Origin of the sequence: Boudabousia marimammalium (assembly GCF_001936115.1) — a bacterium.
Taxonomy (GTDB): Bacteria; Actinomycetota; Actinomycetes; order Actinomycetales; family Actinomycetaceae; genus Boudabousia; species Boudabousia marimammalium.
In genome coordinates, this window is record NZ_MPDM01000003.1 from 169,964 (window position 1) to 185,665 (window position 15,702).

The following is a 15,702-nucleotide window of genomic DNA, read 5'->3' on the forward strand; positions in this document are numbered from 1 at the left end:
CCAAATTTGTGGGATTTGTAGCTGCACTGAATGCCCATATCTTTTCTATCTTAGATACAATACTAGTGAACTATGTTTAAAGGAGGAAAACGTGGGTTTTCAATGGACAGATCGTGACCAAACTGCCGTAAAGATGCTCAAAGGTCTGGCTGCAGACGCGGTGGAAAAGGTCGGAAATGGCCATCCTGGAACTGCTATCTCATTAGCAGCAGCAGCTTACGTACTTTACCGAGATCATCTTCGCTATGATCCGAAGGATCCACACTGGTTGGGTCGCGACAGGTTTGTTCTCTCCATCGGACATGCCTCTATCTTGCAGTATTCCCAGCTCTTTTTACACGGTTTAGGGTTAGAGCTTTCAGACTTACAGCAGTTCCGGACTCTTGGGTCAAAGACTCCGGGACACCCTGAAGTGTTCCACACTGATTTCGTTGAAATTACTACCGGTCCACTTGGTTCCGGGATCGCTTCAGCAGTCGGCATGGCGATGGCCTCACGCCGCGCCCATGGCATGCTTGATGGCGATAATTCATCTGATTCTATCTTCGACCATAATGTGTACACCATCGCCGGCGATGGAGATATGCAAGAGGGAATCACCCATGAAGCCTGCGCTCTTGCCGGCACTCAGAAGCTGGGAAACCTAGTCGTAATCTATGATGATAACGACATCTCCATTGAGGGACACACCTCGATTGCTTTTACCGAGGATGTGGAGGCTCGCTTCACCGCCTACGGATGGGATGTACAAACTGTTGACTGGACTAACGGCGGAAGTACGTATCAGGAAGACCCCGAGGCTCTTTCTGCGGCTATCGATCGCGCCAAGCGGGTCAACGATAAGCCTTCTTTGATTCGCCTTCGCACTATTATTGGCTGGCCCAGCCCAACCAAGTCGGACACAGGCGGCATTCACGGTGCAAAGCTGGGTGCCGAAGAGCTAGCCGGTCTGAAAGAGCGTCTCGGCATTGATCCGGAAGTCCATTTCTGGGTTGATAATCAGGTGGTCTCACAGATTCGTGAAGCTAGCTCTGCTCGCGGCCGTGAGCTACGCTCAGAATGGGATGCGCAGTACGGTCAGTGGCGTTCAAGTCACCCTGCTGAGGCTAGGCTATTGGATCGCCTTGTCGCGCATGAGCTTCCTGAAGGCTGGGAAGATACACTCCCCCAGTTCGACAGCAAGCCGGTAGCTACCCGTTCAGCTTCTGGTGCTGTTATTAATGCGCTCGCCCCAGTCCTACCTGAGCTATGGGGCGGTAGCGCTGACTTGGCCGGTTCCAATAACACGGTGATGAAATCCGAGCCCTCCTTCATTCCGGAAGATTACAGTACTACTGAGTTCACCGGTAATCGCTTTGGTCGTAACCTGCACTTTGGTATTCGCGAGCATGGCATGGGCGCAATCTTGAATGGTATCGCGCTGTCCGGCCTGTTTAAACCCTACGGCGGCACCTTCATGGTGTTCTCAGACTATATGCGCGGCTCAGTTCGATTGGCAGCCCTGATGGGGCTTCCTGTGACCTATGTGTGGACTCATGACTCTATTGGCGTGGGCGAGGATGGGCCTACGCACCAGCCGGTGGAACACCTGGCCTCACTCCGTGCTATCCCTGGTCTTGACGTGGTGCGTCCCGCAGACGCAAATGAAACCAAGGCAGCATGGAAACACATCGTGAAGCATCAGGCTCGTCCCACGGCACTAGCTCTAACTCGCCAGAATGTTCCCTGCCTTGATCGGGCTGCAGAGGGCCTAGCGGATGCAGAGAATCTCAGCCGCGGCGCCTATGTGCTGCGCGACAGTGATCAGGTTGATGCGATTATCATTGCCACCGGCTCTGAGGTCCAGGTGGCTTTGGCTGCGCAGAAGCAACTGGAGTCTGAAGGCATTGGTACGCGTGTGGTTTCTGCTCCTTGCCTGGAGTGGTTCGATGAGCAGGATGAAGAGTATCGCGAGTCCGTCATACCCGCCCATGTTAAGGCTAGGGTGTCTGTTGAAGCTGGGATTGATATGCCTTGGTTTAAGTATCTTGGGGATTCAGGTAAGGCGATTAGCCTGAACCGGTTCGGCGCCCCTGGCTCAGGTGAAGAGCTATTCGACCTGTTCGGGTTCACTGCGAAGAACGTGGCTAAAACAGTTAAAGGATTGCTTTCGTAATCTAGTTTCGGCGGCAGAGTAGTTTTAGCTCTGCCGCCGGATATAGCAAAAGGGCTGCTCTGAGAGTGACAACTTTCAGAGCAGCCCTTTTTATTCGAAGTACAGTGGAGAAAGACTACCTTGATGGATGTCTTTTGTTAATTTCGGGTTTTAGACTAGGCGGCGAACTTAATCAGGACGCCCAGGAGAATAATCAAGATCACCCATGCTGAGGTGGTAGTAACCGTGATTACGCGCAGGTTTCGCGCTGCCACTCCTGATGAGGCAGCTGTGGACGAGACGCCACCGCCGAACATATCAGAGACGCTGCCATTGCCCTTGGAGAGCAGAACCAGGCCAATCAAGATGAGTGACAAGATGAAGACCAGGATCTGGCAGATCAGGATCAATACGTCCACAGTTATTTCCTTCTAGTATTCGTTTATAGACTTAACAGCACTAGGTTAGTCGTTTTATGGTTTGTAATCAAAACATCACGTTGGGTACAGTAACTTTGTGAGTCACTGCACCCAACGCGTGTAGATGAATCAGCCGTTGAAGTTCGCAATCTTAGCGAATTCGTTAGCCTTCAAGGAAGCGCCGCCGACCAGCGCGCCGTCAACGTCTTCCTTTGCCATGATTTCAGCAACGTTGGAGGATTTCACAGAGCCACCGTAGAGGACACGGACGGTGTCAGCCGTGGTCTGGTCATACAGCTCAACGAGGCGGCCACGAATGGCGGCGCACACTTCTTGAGCGTCCTCGGGAGTCGCAACTTCGCCAGTACCGATTGCCCAGATGGGCTCGTAGGCGATGACGCACTTGCGTACATCTTCCGCGCTCATGCCTTCGAATGCGCCGTCAATCTGGGAAAGCACATGGTTGACATGCTCGCCGGCCTGGCGTACCTCTAAGCCTTCGCCGCAGCAAACAATCGGAGTCATGCCTGCGGCGAGAGCGACGCGTGCCTTTTCGCCAACTAGCTGGTCAGACTCATGATGGTACTCACGGCGCTCAGAGTGACCAACCACAATGTAGGAAACGCCCAGCTTGGAGAGCATAGTGGCGGAAACTTCACCGGTGTAAGCTCCAGCTTCGTGGGTGGAAACATCCTGAGCGCCGTAAGAAATCTGCAGGTTATCGGAGTCAACTACAGTCTGCACGGAACGAATATCGGTGAACGGAGGAATGACAACCACGTCAGCGGACGAGTAGTCAAACTTCATATCAGCCAGTTCAGCTGCGAGACCCTGCACCAAGGCGATTGCCTCAAAATGGTCCAGGTTCATCTTCCAGTTGCCTGCTAGCAAGGGTTTACGTGTCATTTTTCAGTCCTCCAGAACTGCGATACCGGGCAGAGTCTTACCTTCGAGAAGCTCGAGAGAGGCTCCACCACCAGTGGAAATATGTGAGAACGTCGACTCATCGAAACCGAGTTGACGGACGGCTGCGGCAGAGTCGCCACCACCGATTACGGAGAAGCAGTCGCCTTCCGAAAGTGCCTTAGCAACAGCCTTCGTGCCCCCTGCGAAGGTGGCGAATTCGAAGACGCCCATCGGGCCGTTCCATGCGATTGTCTTAGCGGAAGCAATCTTGGAAGCAAAAAGTTCCTGCGACTTCGGGCCAATGTCCAAGCCCATACGATCAGCAGGAATCTGATCGGCAGCGAAAACGATCGGCTCTGCGTCAGCTGAGAACTCTGCAGCGGTAACAACATCGACCGGCAGGACGATTTCAACGCCCTTTTCCTGCGCCTCTGCGAGGTATCCCTTAACCGCCTCAATCTGGTCTTCTTCCAGCAAAGAGGTGCCAACTGAGTAGCCCTTAGCGGCGAGGAAGGTGTAAGCCATACCGCCACCGATCAGCAACATATCTGCCTTCGAAAGCAGGTTGGCAATCACGCCTAGCTTATCGGAAACCTTTGAGCCTCCGAGCACCACTCCGTAGGGGCGCTCAGGCTCACCGGTTACGCGGGACAGGGAGTCGATCTCCTTGAACACAAGCTTGCCAGCAGCGGCCGGGAGGAGCTTGGCGATGTCGTAAACAGAGGCCTGCTTGCGGTGTACAACACCGAAACCATCGGAAACAAAGCAGTCAGCGAAAGCAGCTAGCTCAGCGGCCAAAGCCTGACGCTCTTCGTCAACCTTGGAGGTTTCACGAGGGTCGAAACGAATGTTTTCCAGCAAAAGAACTTCACCGGGAGCCAGCTCGGCAACTTTAGCCTTAGCGTCTTCGCCGACGGTGTCGGCGGCGAACTTGACGGGAGCTTCCAATAGCTCACCGAGACGCTTTGCGACAGGAGCGAGGGAGAAGTCGGGGTTCACCTTGCCCTTCGGGCGACCCAAGTGGGCGGTAACAATGACTTTTGCGCCTGCTTCAAGCAGAGCATTAAGAGTGGGAAGAGCAGCCTTGATACGTCCATCATCGGTGATGCGCTGGCCGTCCAGGGGGACATTAAAATCGGAGCGAACGAGGACGGCTTTGCCCTGCAAATCGCCCAGAGACTCGATAGTTTTCATTAAAACTCCTATATATGGATGGTGGGTCTCATCAGTGAAGACGCCCGCGCACGTCAAACATGCGCGGGCGTCTTTTCACACTAGATTAACGCAGGGAGATCAGAGACGCTCGCCTACGTAAACGGTGAGGTCAACCAGACGGTTGGAGTAGCCCCACTCGTTGTCGTACCAGGACACAACCTTGACCTGATCGTCGATGACCTTGGTGAGAGGAGCATCGAAGATGGAGGAACGGGGGTCGGTCACGATGTCGGTGGAAACCAGTGCGTCCTCGGAGTAACCCACGATACCCTTCAGTTCACCCTCAGCAGCAGCCTTCATAGCAGCGTTAACGGACTCAACGGTAACCGGCTTCTTAGCGGTGAAGGTTAGGTCAGTAACGGAGCCGGTGATAACGGGCACGCGAAGTGCGTAGCCGTCCAGCTTGCCCTTCAGCTGGGGCAGAACCAAGGACACAGCCTTAGCAGCACCAGTTGAGGTGGGAACAATGTTGACGGCAGCTGCACGGGCGCGACGCAGGTCCTTGTGGGGAGCGTCGTGCAGGCGCTGGTCACCAGTGTATGCGTGGATGGTGGTCATCAAGCCACGCTCAATGCCGAATGCCTCATCCAGAACCTTTGCCATCGGAGCGAGGCAGTTGGTGGTGCAGGAAGCGTTCGAAATGATGGTGTGGTTGGCAGGATCGTATTCGGTGTGGTTTACACCCATAACGAAAGTGCCGTCTTCGTTCTTCGCGGGAGCGGAGATGATGACCTTCTTGGCGCCACCATCAATGTGCGCCTTAGCCTTGGTAGCATCGGTGAAGAAACCAGTGGACTCGATAACGATATCGACGCCCAGCTCGCCCCACTTAATGTTGGCCGGATCGCGCTCAGCAAGAGCAACAATGCGGTGCCCATCAACGGAGATGGATTCATCATCGTAGGTTACCTCGGCATCGAGGCGGCCCAGGATAGAGTCAAACTTCAGCAGCTGAGCCAAAGTTGCGTTATCAGTGAGATCGTTGACGGCAACAATCTCAATATCTGCACCCTGAGCTAGGATGGCGTGGAAGTAGTTACGGCCAATACGGCCAAAGCCATTAATGCCAACGCGGATGGTCACTATGTCCTCCTGATGTGTGCTATCAGCACACTGTAGACGTTCATAAACTAAAACTCTAAGAGTCTTAGGCTCACAGCGGTTTGCTATGATTTGCACTTCTTAATCTACACGACATTTAGCGGAAAAACAGTAGTTCTCAAGGGTGTTTTCGCTTGACGAATAATTGCCCCTTTTGGGACTAAAGACGGAGTTTAGTCATCCAGCATTTCTGCAGTCACAACACTGTTGGTATCAGGGATCTGTAAGTCGTGCGCCTTCTTGTCAGCCATCGCAAGAAGACGCCGAATTCGCCCTGCTACCGCATCCTTGGTGAGAGGAGGAGTTGACTTTTGTCCCAGTTCTTCCAATGAAGCCTCTTTGAACTGAATCCGTAGCTTGCCAGCTTCGACCAAATGCTCCGGCACGTCCTCGCCCAAAATCTCAAAAGCGCGTTCCACCCGCGCTCCTGCAGTAACTGCGGCTCGCACTGAACGCCGCAGGTTGGCGTCATCAAAGTTCGCCAATCGATTCACGCTACCCCGAAGCTCACGGGCCTTTCTGCGCTCTTCCCAAACCTCCCTGGTTTCTAAGCAATTCATCAGAGAAAGCATCATGGAGATCTGTTCCCCGTCACGTACCATCACGCGATCAACGCCCCGAACCTCGCGAGACTTCGCTACCGCACCCATACGTCGGGCGGTACCCACGAGGGCTAGGGCAGTTTCAGGACCAGGACAGGTAATTTCCATCGCTGATGACCGTCCCGGCTCCATCAAAGATCCTCGCGCCATAAAAGCCCCCCGCCAGCAGGCAGTTGCAATGTCGCGGTTCCCAGCAACTAAAACCGGGGGAAGCCCTCGAACCGGGCGGCCGTGCACATCAATCAGACCGGTCAATCGCGCTAACCGATCGGCACCGTGTACCACCCTCACCACGTAGCGGTCTCCCCGACGAATACCTGAAGAGGTCACTACCACCAGTTCTGAGTCCACCTGGTAGAGCGATTTGAGTTCGGCTTGGAGATACTCCGCCCCTTGCCGGTTATCAAGTTCTGCCTCAATAACTACCCGACGTGCAACCAAATGCAGGCCACCGGCAAAACGAATTAGCGAAGCGACATAGGCACGCCGTTGCTCCACCACAGTTAGCGGGGTGCGAGCGATTTCGTCTTTCAAATCAGTAGTTAATGACATGCTTCCTCATAATAGGGTTCGAAAACTAGAGTATTGTCATCTTAGCCGGTTACAGGCGCAGAGGAAAAGGGAAGAGATTATTCTTTGCCCATATCCCGATGCACCGTGGTGACAGCATAACCATTGGCCAGTAGGCCTTGAGAAATGTACTCTGCACTAACCACAGAACGATGCTTTCCGCCGGTGCAGCCCACAGCAATAGTCACATAGGGTTTAAGCTCCGAAATATACCGGTTAAGAATCGGAGTAAACAGATTTATCCATCCCTGCAGGAAGTCCGTCGCCCCGGGTAATCCCAAGACGTACTCGCGGACACCCTCGTCAAGCCCAGTGTGATGACGCAACTGTGGAACCCAGTAGGGATTAGCCAAGAAACGCATATCCACCACGTGGTCTGCATCGACTGGGATACCGTATTTGAAACCGAAAGACATAACCGTTAAACGCAACTTGCGTTCTTCGCCGGTAGTGACAGTTTTAGCGACTGCTCTGGCCAAATCGTGAACCGAGAGTGCAGTCGTATCGATAATCTGATCAGCCTGCTTACGTAAGGGCTCCAACAATGCCCGTTCTTGCGCTAGCGCATCGAGAATTCGGCCGTGCCGTTGGAGTGGGTGGGGGCGCCGATTCGTTTCGAAACGACGTACCAGTTCACGGTCAGAAGCCTCAAGGAAGATGATCCGGTAAGCCACTCCGAGGGTGCGCAGCTGCACCAGAACCTCTTCCAGATCCTTAAAGTACTTTTGCGAACGCACGTCGACGACCGCGGCCAGCTGATGGACGCCACCACCGTCGGGTGTCATCATGCCGGCAAAAGCCGGAAGCATTTTGGGTGGGAGATTGTCCACCACATACCAGTCGAGGTCTTCCAAGGCCATGGCCGCCCGGGAACGCCCTGCCCCAGACATGCCAGTAACGATGATAAGCTCCGGAACCGGCTCCCGATTCAAAAGAGCAGAATCTGGGATTTGAATCCCCTCTGGAGAAGTATCAGTATCTCCCCCCAGTCGAGCTGATTGACCGCTTTGTGAATCAGAATCAGTCACTTTTGCCTCTCCCTAAAATATGCTGTTGACACTGTTATTTTAGCCTAATCATTAAGTCACATTATCCCGATTCGCCCGCTAGATTCGCGACGATACTTTCTGCCAAGGCAGGGCCGATACCTGCCACTTCCTGTAGCTGTTCAACGCTAGCTAAACGTATCTGCTTCATGGAAGCAAAATGCGACAAAAGGGCTTTTTGACGCTCCGGACCAAGACCAGGAATCTGATCCAGCACAGACCGAGTCATCGCTTTTCCCCGGCGGGCGCGATGCTTGGTAATAGCGGCACGGTGCGATTCATCACGAAGATGCTGCAACAGGTAAAGAGCAGGTGAGCTCCGCGGCAAAATCAAAGGAAAGTCATCGTGGGGAACCCAGACCTCTTCAAGACGTTTTGCGAGGCCGACCACAGGAATGCTCAGCCCGATGTCCTCTACCACCCGTTGCGCGGCATTAACCTGAGGTAGTCCCCCGTCAATCACCAACAAATCTGGACGATAAGAGAAACGCCGCGCCTTCCCAGTCTCTGGATCAACCGGACCAGAACGCAGCGGTACACCGTCCTCATCTTCGCCCTCTTGATCTTGCTCCTCAGCTATCAGTCGGTTTAAGCGCCTCGTCAATACCTCTGCCATCGCTTCTGTGTCATCCTTAGCGCCGCTACCTTGGTGCCCGCGAATATTGAAAGTACGATACTCGCTCTTTCGAGGCATCCCATCCTCAAAGACCACCATGGAAGCCACCTGATAAGTCCCCTGAGTGTGCGAAACATCGAAACATTCAATTCGTAGCGGCGCCTGCGACAAACCCAAGGAATGTTGGAGTTCTTCCAAGGCCTGCGTGCGCCTCGTCATATCACCAATTCGCTTCGCTTTATGCAGGCGCAGATTCTCTGCAGCATTTTCTTTGGCCCGTTCCAAAAGGGCTCTCTTCTCCCCTCTTTCCGGAACCAGAATCTGCACCTTGGCCCCTCGCCTCAACTGCAGCCAGCTTGCCACAATGGGTGATTCCTCCCAGAGGTTCTCCACCAATACGAGAGCGGGCACCTCTTGGGTTGATAGGTGCTCTACATCATCAACGCTGGCTGGTTGCTCTTTCAACCGTTGCGCCCTCGTCCCGGCTGGCACCTCTGGCAAGTCCCCGTAAAGATGCTCCAGAGCACGCGAAACAAAGTCGCCCAGTTCCTGATCACCCGGGCGTTCAACTACCCAGCCACGGACGCCGCGAATCCGGCCGCCGCGAACGTGCAACACGTAAACTGAGACCTCAAGTTCATCTGACTCGACGCCAACTACATCAGCATCCACCCCGTCGGAGACCACCACGGTATTGCGTTCAAGCACAGAATTAAGTGCCGCAATCTGGTCACGAATCCGTGCGGCTTTCTCATATTCTAGGGACTTTGCGGCGGCATTCATTTCAGCTTTTAACTGGCTTAACACGGGGCCGGTACGCCCCGACATGAAACGCACCAGTTCTGAGGCTAGTTCGCGATGTTCCTCCGTGCTAACTGCACCCACACACGGAGCCGCACACTTTCCGATATGTCCTAATAGACAGGGCCTACCGCTGCGTTTGGCCCGAGAAAACACGCCTGCAGAACAAGTCCGCACGGGATACATTTTGAGCAGTAGTTCTAGCGTGTCACGAATCGCTTTAGGTTGCGGGAAGGGGCCGAAATAGACCACACCCGGTTTCCGGTTCCCCCTCATCACGAGGGCGCGCGGATACTCTTCGTTCATAGTGACCGCAAGATAGGGAAAAGACATATCATTGCGGTTATACATGACATTGAAATGCGGAGAGAATTCCTTAATCCAGGAATACTCTAGGGTCAGCGCTTCGAGTTCCGTAGCCACTACCGTCCACTGCACAGAATGCGCTGAGAACACCATCTTTCGGGTCCTGCGATGCAGCCGGTCGGGATCTTGAAAGTAGGAGGATAACCTGGCGCGAAGGTTCTTCGCCTTGCCCACATAGATGACCCTCCCCTGTTCATCGCAGAAACGATAGACACCTGGGGACGCAGGGATGTCACCAGTTGCAGGGCGATATGATTGTGGGTCTGACACGCTTATATGATACCCAACCAGTCGCGTTTCCCTCGGGCCGAGTAGCCGCTGGCGAACATGCGCAAAACTGAGAGTATACGCATTAGCGTGCAAGCAGTTTCACATCTTTCAACTAGAGGCGACATATGTTAAAGAAATAGCAAATTATTCTTGAACCAAGTACTATTTCGTAGTAGAGAACAACGATTTTCGAAAGAGGGCTCAAATGTTTGAGACTGCGCAAGACGCAATGGAGTACATTCGGCAAGAATCAGTAGAGTTTGTGGACGTTCGTTTCTGTGATCTCCCTGGCGTGCAGCAGCACTTCACCATCCCGGCTCAGACCTTTAACGAGGATGTATTCGAAGATGGACTCATGTTTGATGGTTCCTCAATCCGTGGCTACGCGGCCATTCACGAATCCGATATGTGTTTGATGCCTGATGTTACCAGCGCATATATTGACCCCTTCCGCAAAGCTAAGACTCTGGTTTTCACTTTCTCAGTAGTTGACCCCTTTACGAAGGAGCCTTTTAGCCGCGACCCACGTCAGGTAGCCGCAAAAGCTGAAGCCTACCTACAGTCCACCGGCATTGCTGATACCTGCTACATTGGCGCAGAAGCCGAGTTCTATCTCTTCGATTCAGTTCGCTACCAGACCACCCCGAATCAGTCTTTCTACGAACTTGACTCTCGGTCTGCCCCTTGGAACACCGGCGCGGACGAGCCAGGCGGCAACAAGGGATACAAGACTGCAGTAAAGGGCGGCTACTTCCCCGTGAGCCCATCAGATCAATACGCTGATGTGCGCGACCGGATGGCTAGGTACATGGCAGAAACCGGTTTGATTGTCGAACGAGGTCACCATGAAGTTGGCGCCGGTGCGCAACAAGAAATCAACTACCGTTTCGATTCCTTGCTCCGCGCTGCCGATGACATGATGAAGTTCAAGTACGTAATCAAGAATGCAGCTTGGGAGGAAGGCCTCACCGCTACTTTCATGCCGAAACCACTGTTTGGGGATAACGGCTCAGGTATGCACCAGCATTTCTCCCTCTGGAAGAACGGCAAACCCCTTTTCTACGATGAAAATGGTTACGGAGGCCTGTCCGATACTGCCCGCTATTTTATTGGCGGTCTCCTAGCTCATGCCCCTGCCCTTTTGGCTCTTACGAACCCGTCTATTAACTCTTTCCGCCGGCTAGTGCCAGGTTTCGAGGCACCCATTAATCTGGTCTATTCTGCCCGTAACCGTTCTGCTTGCATCCGCATCCCGGTGACCGGCACCTCCGCCGCCGCCAAACGAGTCGAGTATCGCGTCCCGGACCCCTCGGCAAATCCATATCTGTCATTCGCTGCCTGTTTGATGGCCGGTTTGGACGGGATTAAGAACCGCACTGAACCACCTGCTCCGATTGATAAAGATCTCTACGAGCTTCCGCCGGAAGAATACCTCGACATTGAGAAGCTGCCCTGGAGCCTAGACGCGGCATTGGAAGCTCTTGAAGCCGATCATGACTTCTTGACTGAAGGCGACGTATTCACCCCAGATTTGATTGAAACATGGGTGTCCTACAAGCGTGAGAAGGAAATCGCCCCGATGCGCCAGTACCCACATCCTTACGAGTTTGAGCTTTACTACAACCTGTAAGTTTTCGGAGGCAAATGATGAGTTCCCGACCTGTCGCTGTCATCACCGGAGCCTCAAGAGGTATTGGCGCGGCCATCGCTTTGGAGCTGTCACCTACCTACCAGCTGGTGCTACTGGGTAGGGACGAAGATGCCTTACGATCTGTCGCACAGAAATGCGAGTATGCGCAATACCACTGCTTGGATATAACCCATCCGCAGCAACTTGCTGAGCTTGCTGGTACTTTGCAGCGAGTCGACGTGTTGGTAAACAACGCAGGTGTGGCCCACTTCTCCCCAGTAGTAGATACCACCTGGGAGAATTGGCAAAGTAGCTTCACTGTCAACGTCTTTGCGGTTGCTCAGCTGACGGCCTTACTGCTCCCACAGCTACGCAGCAGCCACGGCGACATAATCATGATTAACTCAGGCGCTGGAAAGTTTTCTGGGCCGGGCATGGCTGTCTATGCAGGCACAAAACACGCCCTCCATGCTTTGACCGTGGCATTGCGTGAAGAAGAGCGCGGGAAGGTCCGCGTCACGGCGATTCACCCGGGGCGAGTCGATACTGATATGCAACGAGCACTGCAAGCAGGCAAGGCCTACGACAAATCGGAGCATGTATCGGTTCAGTCAATCGCCAAGGCGGTTCATTTTGCCCTAGAAGCTACCGACGAATGCACGGTTGAAGAGATCAATGTGCGACCAGTCGTCAAACAAGTCCACGGCTGATTCTCCGGTCTGTCACTTTCAGGCTACTTCTTTAGCGCCTCAATCAGGTACTGCCCGGTGTAGGACTCTGGCACTTTAGCCAAGTCCTCTGGAGTTCCGGTAGCCACAACCGTTCCGCCACCAGAGCCACCCTCAGGTCCCATATCAATCACCCAATCAGCGCACTTAATAACGTCCAGGTTGTGTTCGATTACGATCACCGTATTGCCTTTATCCACCAAGGATTGCAGCACCAGGAGGAGCTTACGGATATCCTCAAGGTGGAGGCCCGTGGTGGGTTCGTCGAGGACGTAGACGGAACGGCCATTAGAGCGTTTATGCAACTCGGAGGCCAGCTTGACACGCTGCGCTTCACCACCTGATAGTGTGGTCGCAGATTGACCCAATGTCACGTAACCCAAACCCACATTCACCAAGGTGTCTAAGTGGCGTTTAATGGCGGGAATATTCTCAAAGAACTCGGCTGCCTCGCTAATCGGCATATTCAGCACTTCGGAAACATTCTTGCCCTTGTAGTTAACCTCAAGGGTCTCCCGGTTGTATCGTGCGCCGTGGCAAACTTCGCAGGGCACATACACGTCAGGAAGGAAGTTCATTTCAATCTTGATGGTGCCGTCACCCTTACAGGACTCGCAGCGACCACCCTTGACATTAAAAGAGAATCGCCCCGGGCCGTATCCGCGGACCTTTGCCTCGGTAGTGGAGGCAAACAGCTTTCGAACATGATCCCAAACACCCGTATAGGTAGCCGGGTTAGAACGCGGCGTACGCCCAATCGGCGACTGATCCACATGCACAATCTTGTCAAGATGCTCAGTTCCAGTAATGGTCCGGTGTCGTCCTGGAACCAATCGTGCTCCGTTAAGCTGGCTGGCCAAAGAACGGTACAAGATTGTGTTCACCAAGGATGACTTGCCTGATCCGGATACACCCGAGACGGCAACGAAACATCCCAAGGGGAAGGAAACATCAATATTTCGGAGATTGTTCTCCCGCGCACCTTTCACCACTAGCTTCCGTTTAGGATCGGGTTTACGCCGCGTCTTTGGCACTGAAATGCTTTCACGTCCAGCCAGATATGCGCCGGTAATGGACTGCGGACAATCCAACAGCCCTTCCCGTTCGCCAGAATAGACGATCTCACCGCCCTGCACTCCTGCTTTGGGCCCGATATCAACAATCCAGTCGGCATGCTCAATGGTTTCTTCATCGTGTTCCACCACGATAAGAGTGTTGCCAAGGTCGCGCAGGCGCTCCAGTGTGCCAATCAATCGGGCGTTGTCCCGCTGATGTAGACCAATCGAAGGTTCATCCAGCACATAAAGCACACCCACCAAGCCGGAACCAATCTGGGTGGCCAGACGAATCCGCTGAGCTTCACCGCCAGAAAGAGTGCCAGCTGAACGCGACAACGTCAAATAGGTGAGGCCTACATCCACTAAGAAACGCAAGCGTGCCCGCACTTCCTGCACAATTGGCGCCGCGATCTGTGCATCACGACCAGTTAGCTCCAGTTCATCAATGAAAGTTGCAGCTTCACTAATCGGCAAGTTAGAGAGATCAGCAATGGAGAGATCATTGACCGTGACCGCTAAAACTTCTGGCTTGAGGCGTGCACCCTTACAGGTGGGGCAAGGGATCTCCCGCATGAGAGACTCTAGTTTTTCTGCTGACCAGCTGGAGTCGGTTTCTTCGCGCCGACGTTCAATATAACGGATTGCACCCTCGAAACCTGTAGTAAAGCGCCGCTCACGCCCCCACCTGTTGCGATAGCTAACCTTTACCTCAAAGTCTTTACCGTAGAGGATAGTGTCACGTATCTTCTTCGGGAGTTTGCGCCACGGGGTATTCATATCGAAGCCAAGATCTTTAGCAAGGCTATTAAGAACCCGCTGATAGTACTTGTTGGCACCCGTCCAAGGGGCTACCGCACCCTCGGCCAAACTCTTTTCTTCGTCCGGAACCACCAGTTCAGGATCAACCTCAAGCTTCACGCCAATACCGCTACAGTCCGGGCAGGCACCATAGGGAGCATTGAAGGAGAAAGTACGTGGCTCAATCTCCTCCAGCTGAAGGGGATGCTCATTCGGACAGGAGCGTTTCTCAGAGAACGTGCGACTGCGTTTCGGATCTTCTGGGTCTAGGTCAACGAAATCCGCGATCAGCAGCCCATCGGCCAGCTCCAAAGCGGTCTCTACCGAATCATTTAACCGAGACCGAACCGAATCCTTAATCACAATCCGATCGACCGTCACTGAAATATCGTGCTTAAGTTTCTTCTCCAAAACAGGAGGATTGTCTAGGCGAATATCCTCACCGTCAACCTTCGCCCGAGAGTGCCCCTTCGCCCGTAATTCATCGAATAAATCCGAATACTCGCCCTTACGACCACGCACCACCGGTGCCAGTAACTGAAGCCGGGTCCCTTCCGGGTAGGCCATCAGCCGGTCAACCATTTGTTCGGCTGACTGAGCGACGATTTCTTCGCCGCAGATAGGACAGTGCGCAATCCCCGCACGCGCGTACAGCAAACGTAGATAGTCATGCACTTCCGTTATGGTGCCGACCGTAGAGCGTGGGTTTTTGGAGGTAGATTTTTGGTCAATGGAAACCGCCGGGCTTAGTCCTTCAATGAAATCAACATCAGGCTTGTCCATTTGACCTAGGAACTGCCGCGCATAGGAGGAGAGAGACTCAACATACCTACGCTGCCCTTCAGCAAAAATCGTATCGAACGCTAAGGAGGATTTACCAGAACCAGATAACCCGGTAAAAACAATTAGGGAGTCGCGGGGTAGCTCTAAATCGACGCTTTTCAAATTGTGCGCGCGGGCACCGCGAATAATCAGGTTTTCTCTCATCACCACGATTGTAAAAGTTTCTGCTCTCTTCTGCCCCTTGGCGGGCGTATTCTCCCCTATTAGCAATATTTGACACGATCGAGAGCGCAGACCTAGACCGATTGAGTTTGCCTGCTCTTCCGCCTGCGCATTTTTGGGCATATCATATTGCTATGTCTATTTACACAGTTGAGTACCAGTACGATCCCACTAAAGCCGCTGAGATGGATGAGGTTCGCCCCGACCATCGCACCCATTTGCGTTCACTTCATGAGCAGGGGCTAGTTATTGCCGTCGGTTCTTGGCCGACTCCAGCACCAGGCGCATATCTGTTCGTAGAAGCTGAAAACGAAGGCCACGCGCTGGATATTTTGGCGGAAGATCCCTTCCTTGCCCACGGTTTCATAGCGATGCGAACCGCGCATCCTTTCAATCTGGTAATCGGTGAACTCAAGCAGGACAAGTAAACCCAGTTT

General features: G+C 53.5%; 12 protein-coding genes. 4 read left to right on the forward strand and 8 right to left on the reverse strand.

All coding sequences use genetic code 11. The annotated features are described in order from the left end of the window. Nucleotides 1-91 precede the first annotated feature (91 nt). The gene (gene tkt / locus BM477_RS03820; RefSeq protein WP_075361346.1) at nucleotides 92-2,155 is read left to right on the forward strand and encodes a transketolase; all 2,064 of its coding nucleotides are present in this window, start codon (nucleotides 92-94) and stop codon (nucleotides 2,153-2,155) included. 155 nt (nucleotides 2,156-2,310) lie between these two features. On the opposite strand, the gene secG is transcribed toward tkt, so the two are convergent. The 7 genes from secG to uvrC form a co-directional block, all read right to left on the reverse strand. Then, entirely contained in the window at nucleotides 2,311-2,553 is a 243-nt protein-coding gene (secG, locus tag BM477_RS03825; protein ID WP_075361347.1) for a preprotein translocase subunit SecG, read from the reverse strand. A gap of 129 nt (nucleotides 2,554-2,682) precedes the next feature. Beyond that, nucleotides 2,683-3,459, reverse strand: a complete 777-nt coding sequence (gene tpiA / locus BM477_RS03830) for a triose-phosphate isomerase (protein WP_075361348.1) — start codon at nucleotides 3,457-3,459, stop codon at nucleotides 2,683-2,685. Between the two features lie 3 nt (nucleotides 3,460-3,462). After that, nucleotides 3,463-4,653, reverse strand: coding sequence for a phosphoglycerate kinase (locus BM477_RS03835; protein WP_075361349.1), 1,191 nt, complete (start codon nucleotides 4,651-4,653; stop codon nucleotides 3,463-3,465). 99 nt (nucleotides 4,654-4,752) lie between these two features. After that, a complete protein-coding gene (gene gap, locus BM477_RS03840; protein ID WP_075361350.1) occupies nucleotides 4,753-5,757 on the reverse strand; it encodes a type I glyceraldehyde-3-phosphate dehydrogenase in 1,005 nt (334 codons plus the stop codon). Between the two features lie 191 nt (nucleotides 5,758-5,948). After that, on the reverse strand, nucleotides 5,949-6,929 hold the full coding sequence (gene whiA, locus BM477_RS03845; RefSeq protein ID WP_075361351.1) for a DNA-binding protein WhiA: 981 nt from the start codon (nucleotides 6,927-6,929) through the stop codon (nucleotides 5,949-5,951). Nucleotides 6,930-7,006: 77 nt separating this feature from the next. Next, the gene (gene rapZ, locus BM477_RS03850; RefSeq protein WP_075361352.1) at nucleotides 7,007-7,975 is read right to left on the reverse strand and encodes an RNase adapter RapZ; all 969 of its coding nucleotides are present in this window, start codon (nucleotides 7,973-7,975) and stop codon (nucleotides 7,007-7,009) included. Between the two features lie 61 nt (nucleotides 7,976-8,036). Further along, the gene (gene uvrC / locus BM477_RS03855) at nucleotides 8,037-10,046 is read right to left on the reverse strand and encodes an excinuclease ABC subunit UvrC (protein WP_075361353.1); all 2,010 of its coding nucleotides are present in this window, start codon (nucleotides 10,044-10,046) and stop codon (nucleotides 8,037-8,039) included. Nucleotides 10,047-10,251: 205 nt separating this feature from the next. Between uvrC and glnA the strand changes: the two genes are divergently transcribed. Together glnA and BM477_RS03865 are read left to right on the forward strand one after the other, a co-directional pair. Beyond that, a complete protein-coding gene (gene glnA, locus BM477_RS03860; RefSeq protein WP_075361354.1) occupies nucleotides 10,252-11,676 on the forward strand; it encodes a type I glutamate--ammonia ligase in 1,425 nt (474 codons plus the stop codon). 14 nt (nucleotides 11,677-11,690) lie between these two features. Further along, entirely contained in the window at nucleotides 11,691-12,386 is a 696-nt protein-coding gene (locus BM477_RS03865) for an SDR family oxidoreductase (protein ID WP_222842276.1), read from the forward strand. A 23-nt stretch (nucleotides 12,387-12,409) separates the two neighbouring features. Here BM477_RS03865 and uvrA read toward each other — a convergent pair whose 3' ends face one another. Continuing rightward, nucleotides 12,410-15,247 (reverse strand): excinuclease ABC subunit UvrA, encoded by a 2,838-nt coding sequence (uvrA, locus tag BM477_RS03870; protein ID WP_075361355.1) that lies wholly within the window; start codon nucleotides 15,245-15,247, stop codon nucleotides 12,410-12,412. Nucleotides 15,248-15,399: 152 nt separating this feature from the next. Here uvrA and BM477_RS03875 point away from each other — a divergent pair, with 152 nt between their 5' ends. Next, nucleotides 15,400-15,693 (forward strand): YciI family protein, encoded by a 294-nt coding sequence (locus BM477_RS03875; protein ID WP_075361356.1) that lies wholly within the window; start codon nucleotides 15,400-15,402, stop codon nucleotides 15,691-15,693. Nucleotides 15,694-15,702: the final 9 nt, after the last annotated feature.

Excerpts from the sequence above, each read along its gene's own strand:
- BM477_RS03865 (WP_222842276.1), top strand. The coding sequence starts at position 11,691 with ATGATGAGTTCCCGACCTGTCGCTGTCATCACCGGAGCCTCAAGAGGT.
- BM477_RS03875 (WP_075361356.1), top strand. The coding sequence starts at position 15,400 with ATGTCTATTTACACAGTTGAGTACCAGTACGATCCCACTAAAGCCGCT.
- uvrA (WP_075361355.1), bottom strand. The coding sequence starts at position 15,247 with ATGAGAGAAAACCTGATTATTCGCGGTGCCCGCGCGCACAATTTGAAA.
- whiA (WP_075361351.1), bottom strand. The coding sequence starts at position 6,929 with ATGTCATTAACTACTGATTTGAAAGACGAAATCGCTCGCACCCCGCTA.
- glnA (WP_075361354.1), top strand. The coding sequence starts at position 10,252 with ATGTTTGAGACTGCGCAAGACGCAATGGAGTACATTCGGCAAGAATCA.
- BM477_RS03835 (WP_075361349.1), bottom strand. The coding sequence starts at position 4,653 with ATGAAAACTATCGAGTCTCTGGGCGATTTGCAGGGCAAAGCCGTCCTC.
- tpiA (WP_075361348.1), bottom strand. The coding sequence starts at position 3,459 with ATGACACGTAAACCCTTGCTAGCAGGCAACTGGAAGATGAACCTGGAC.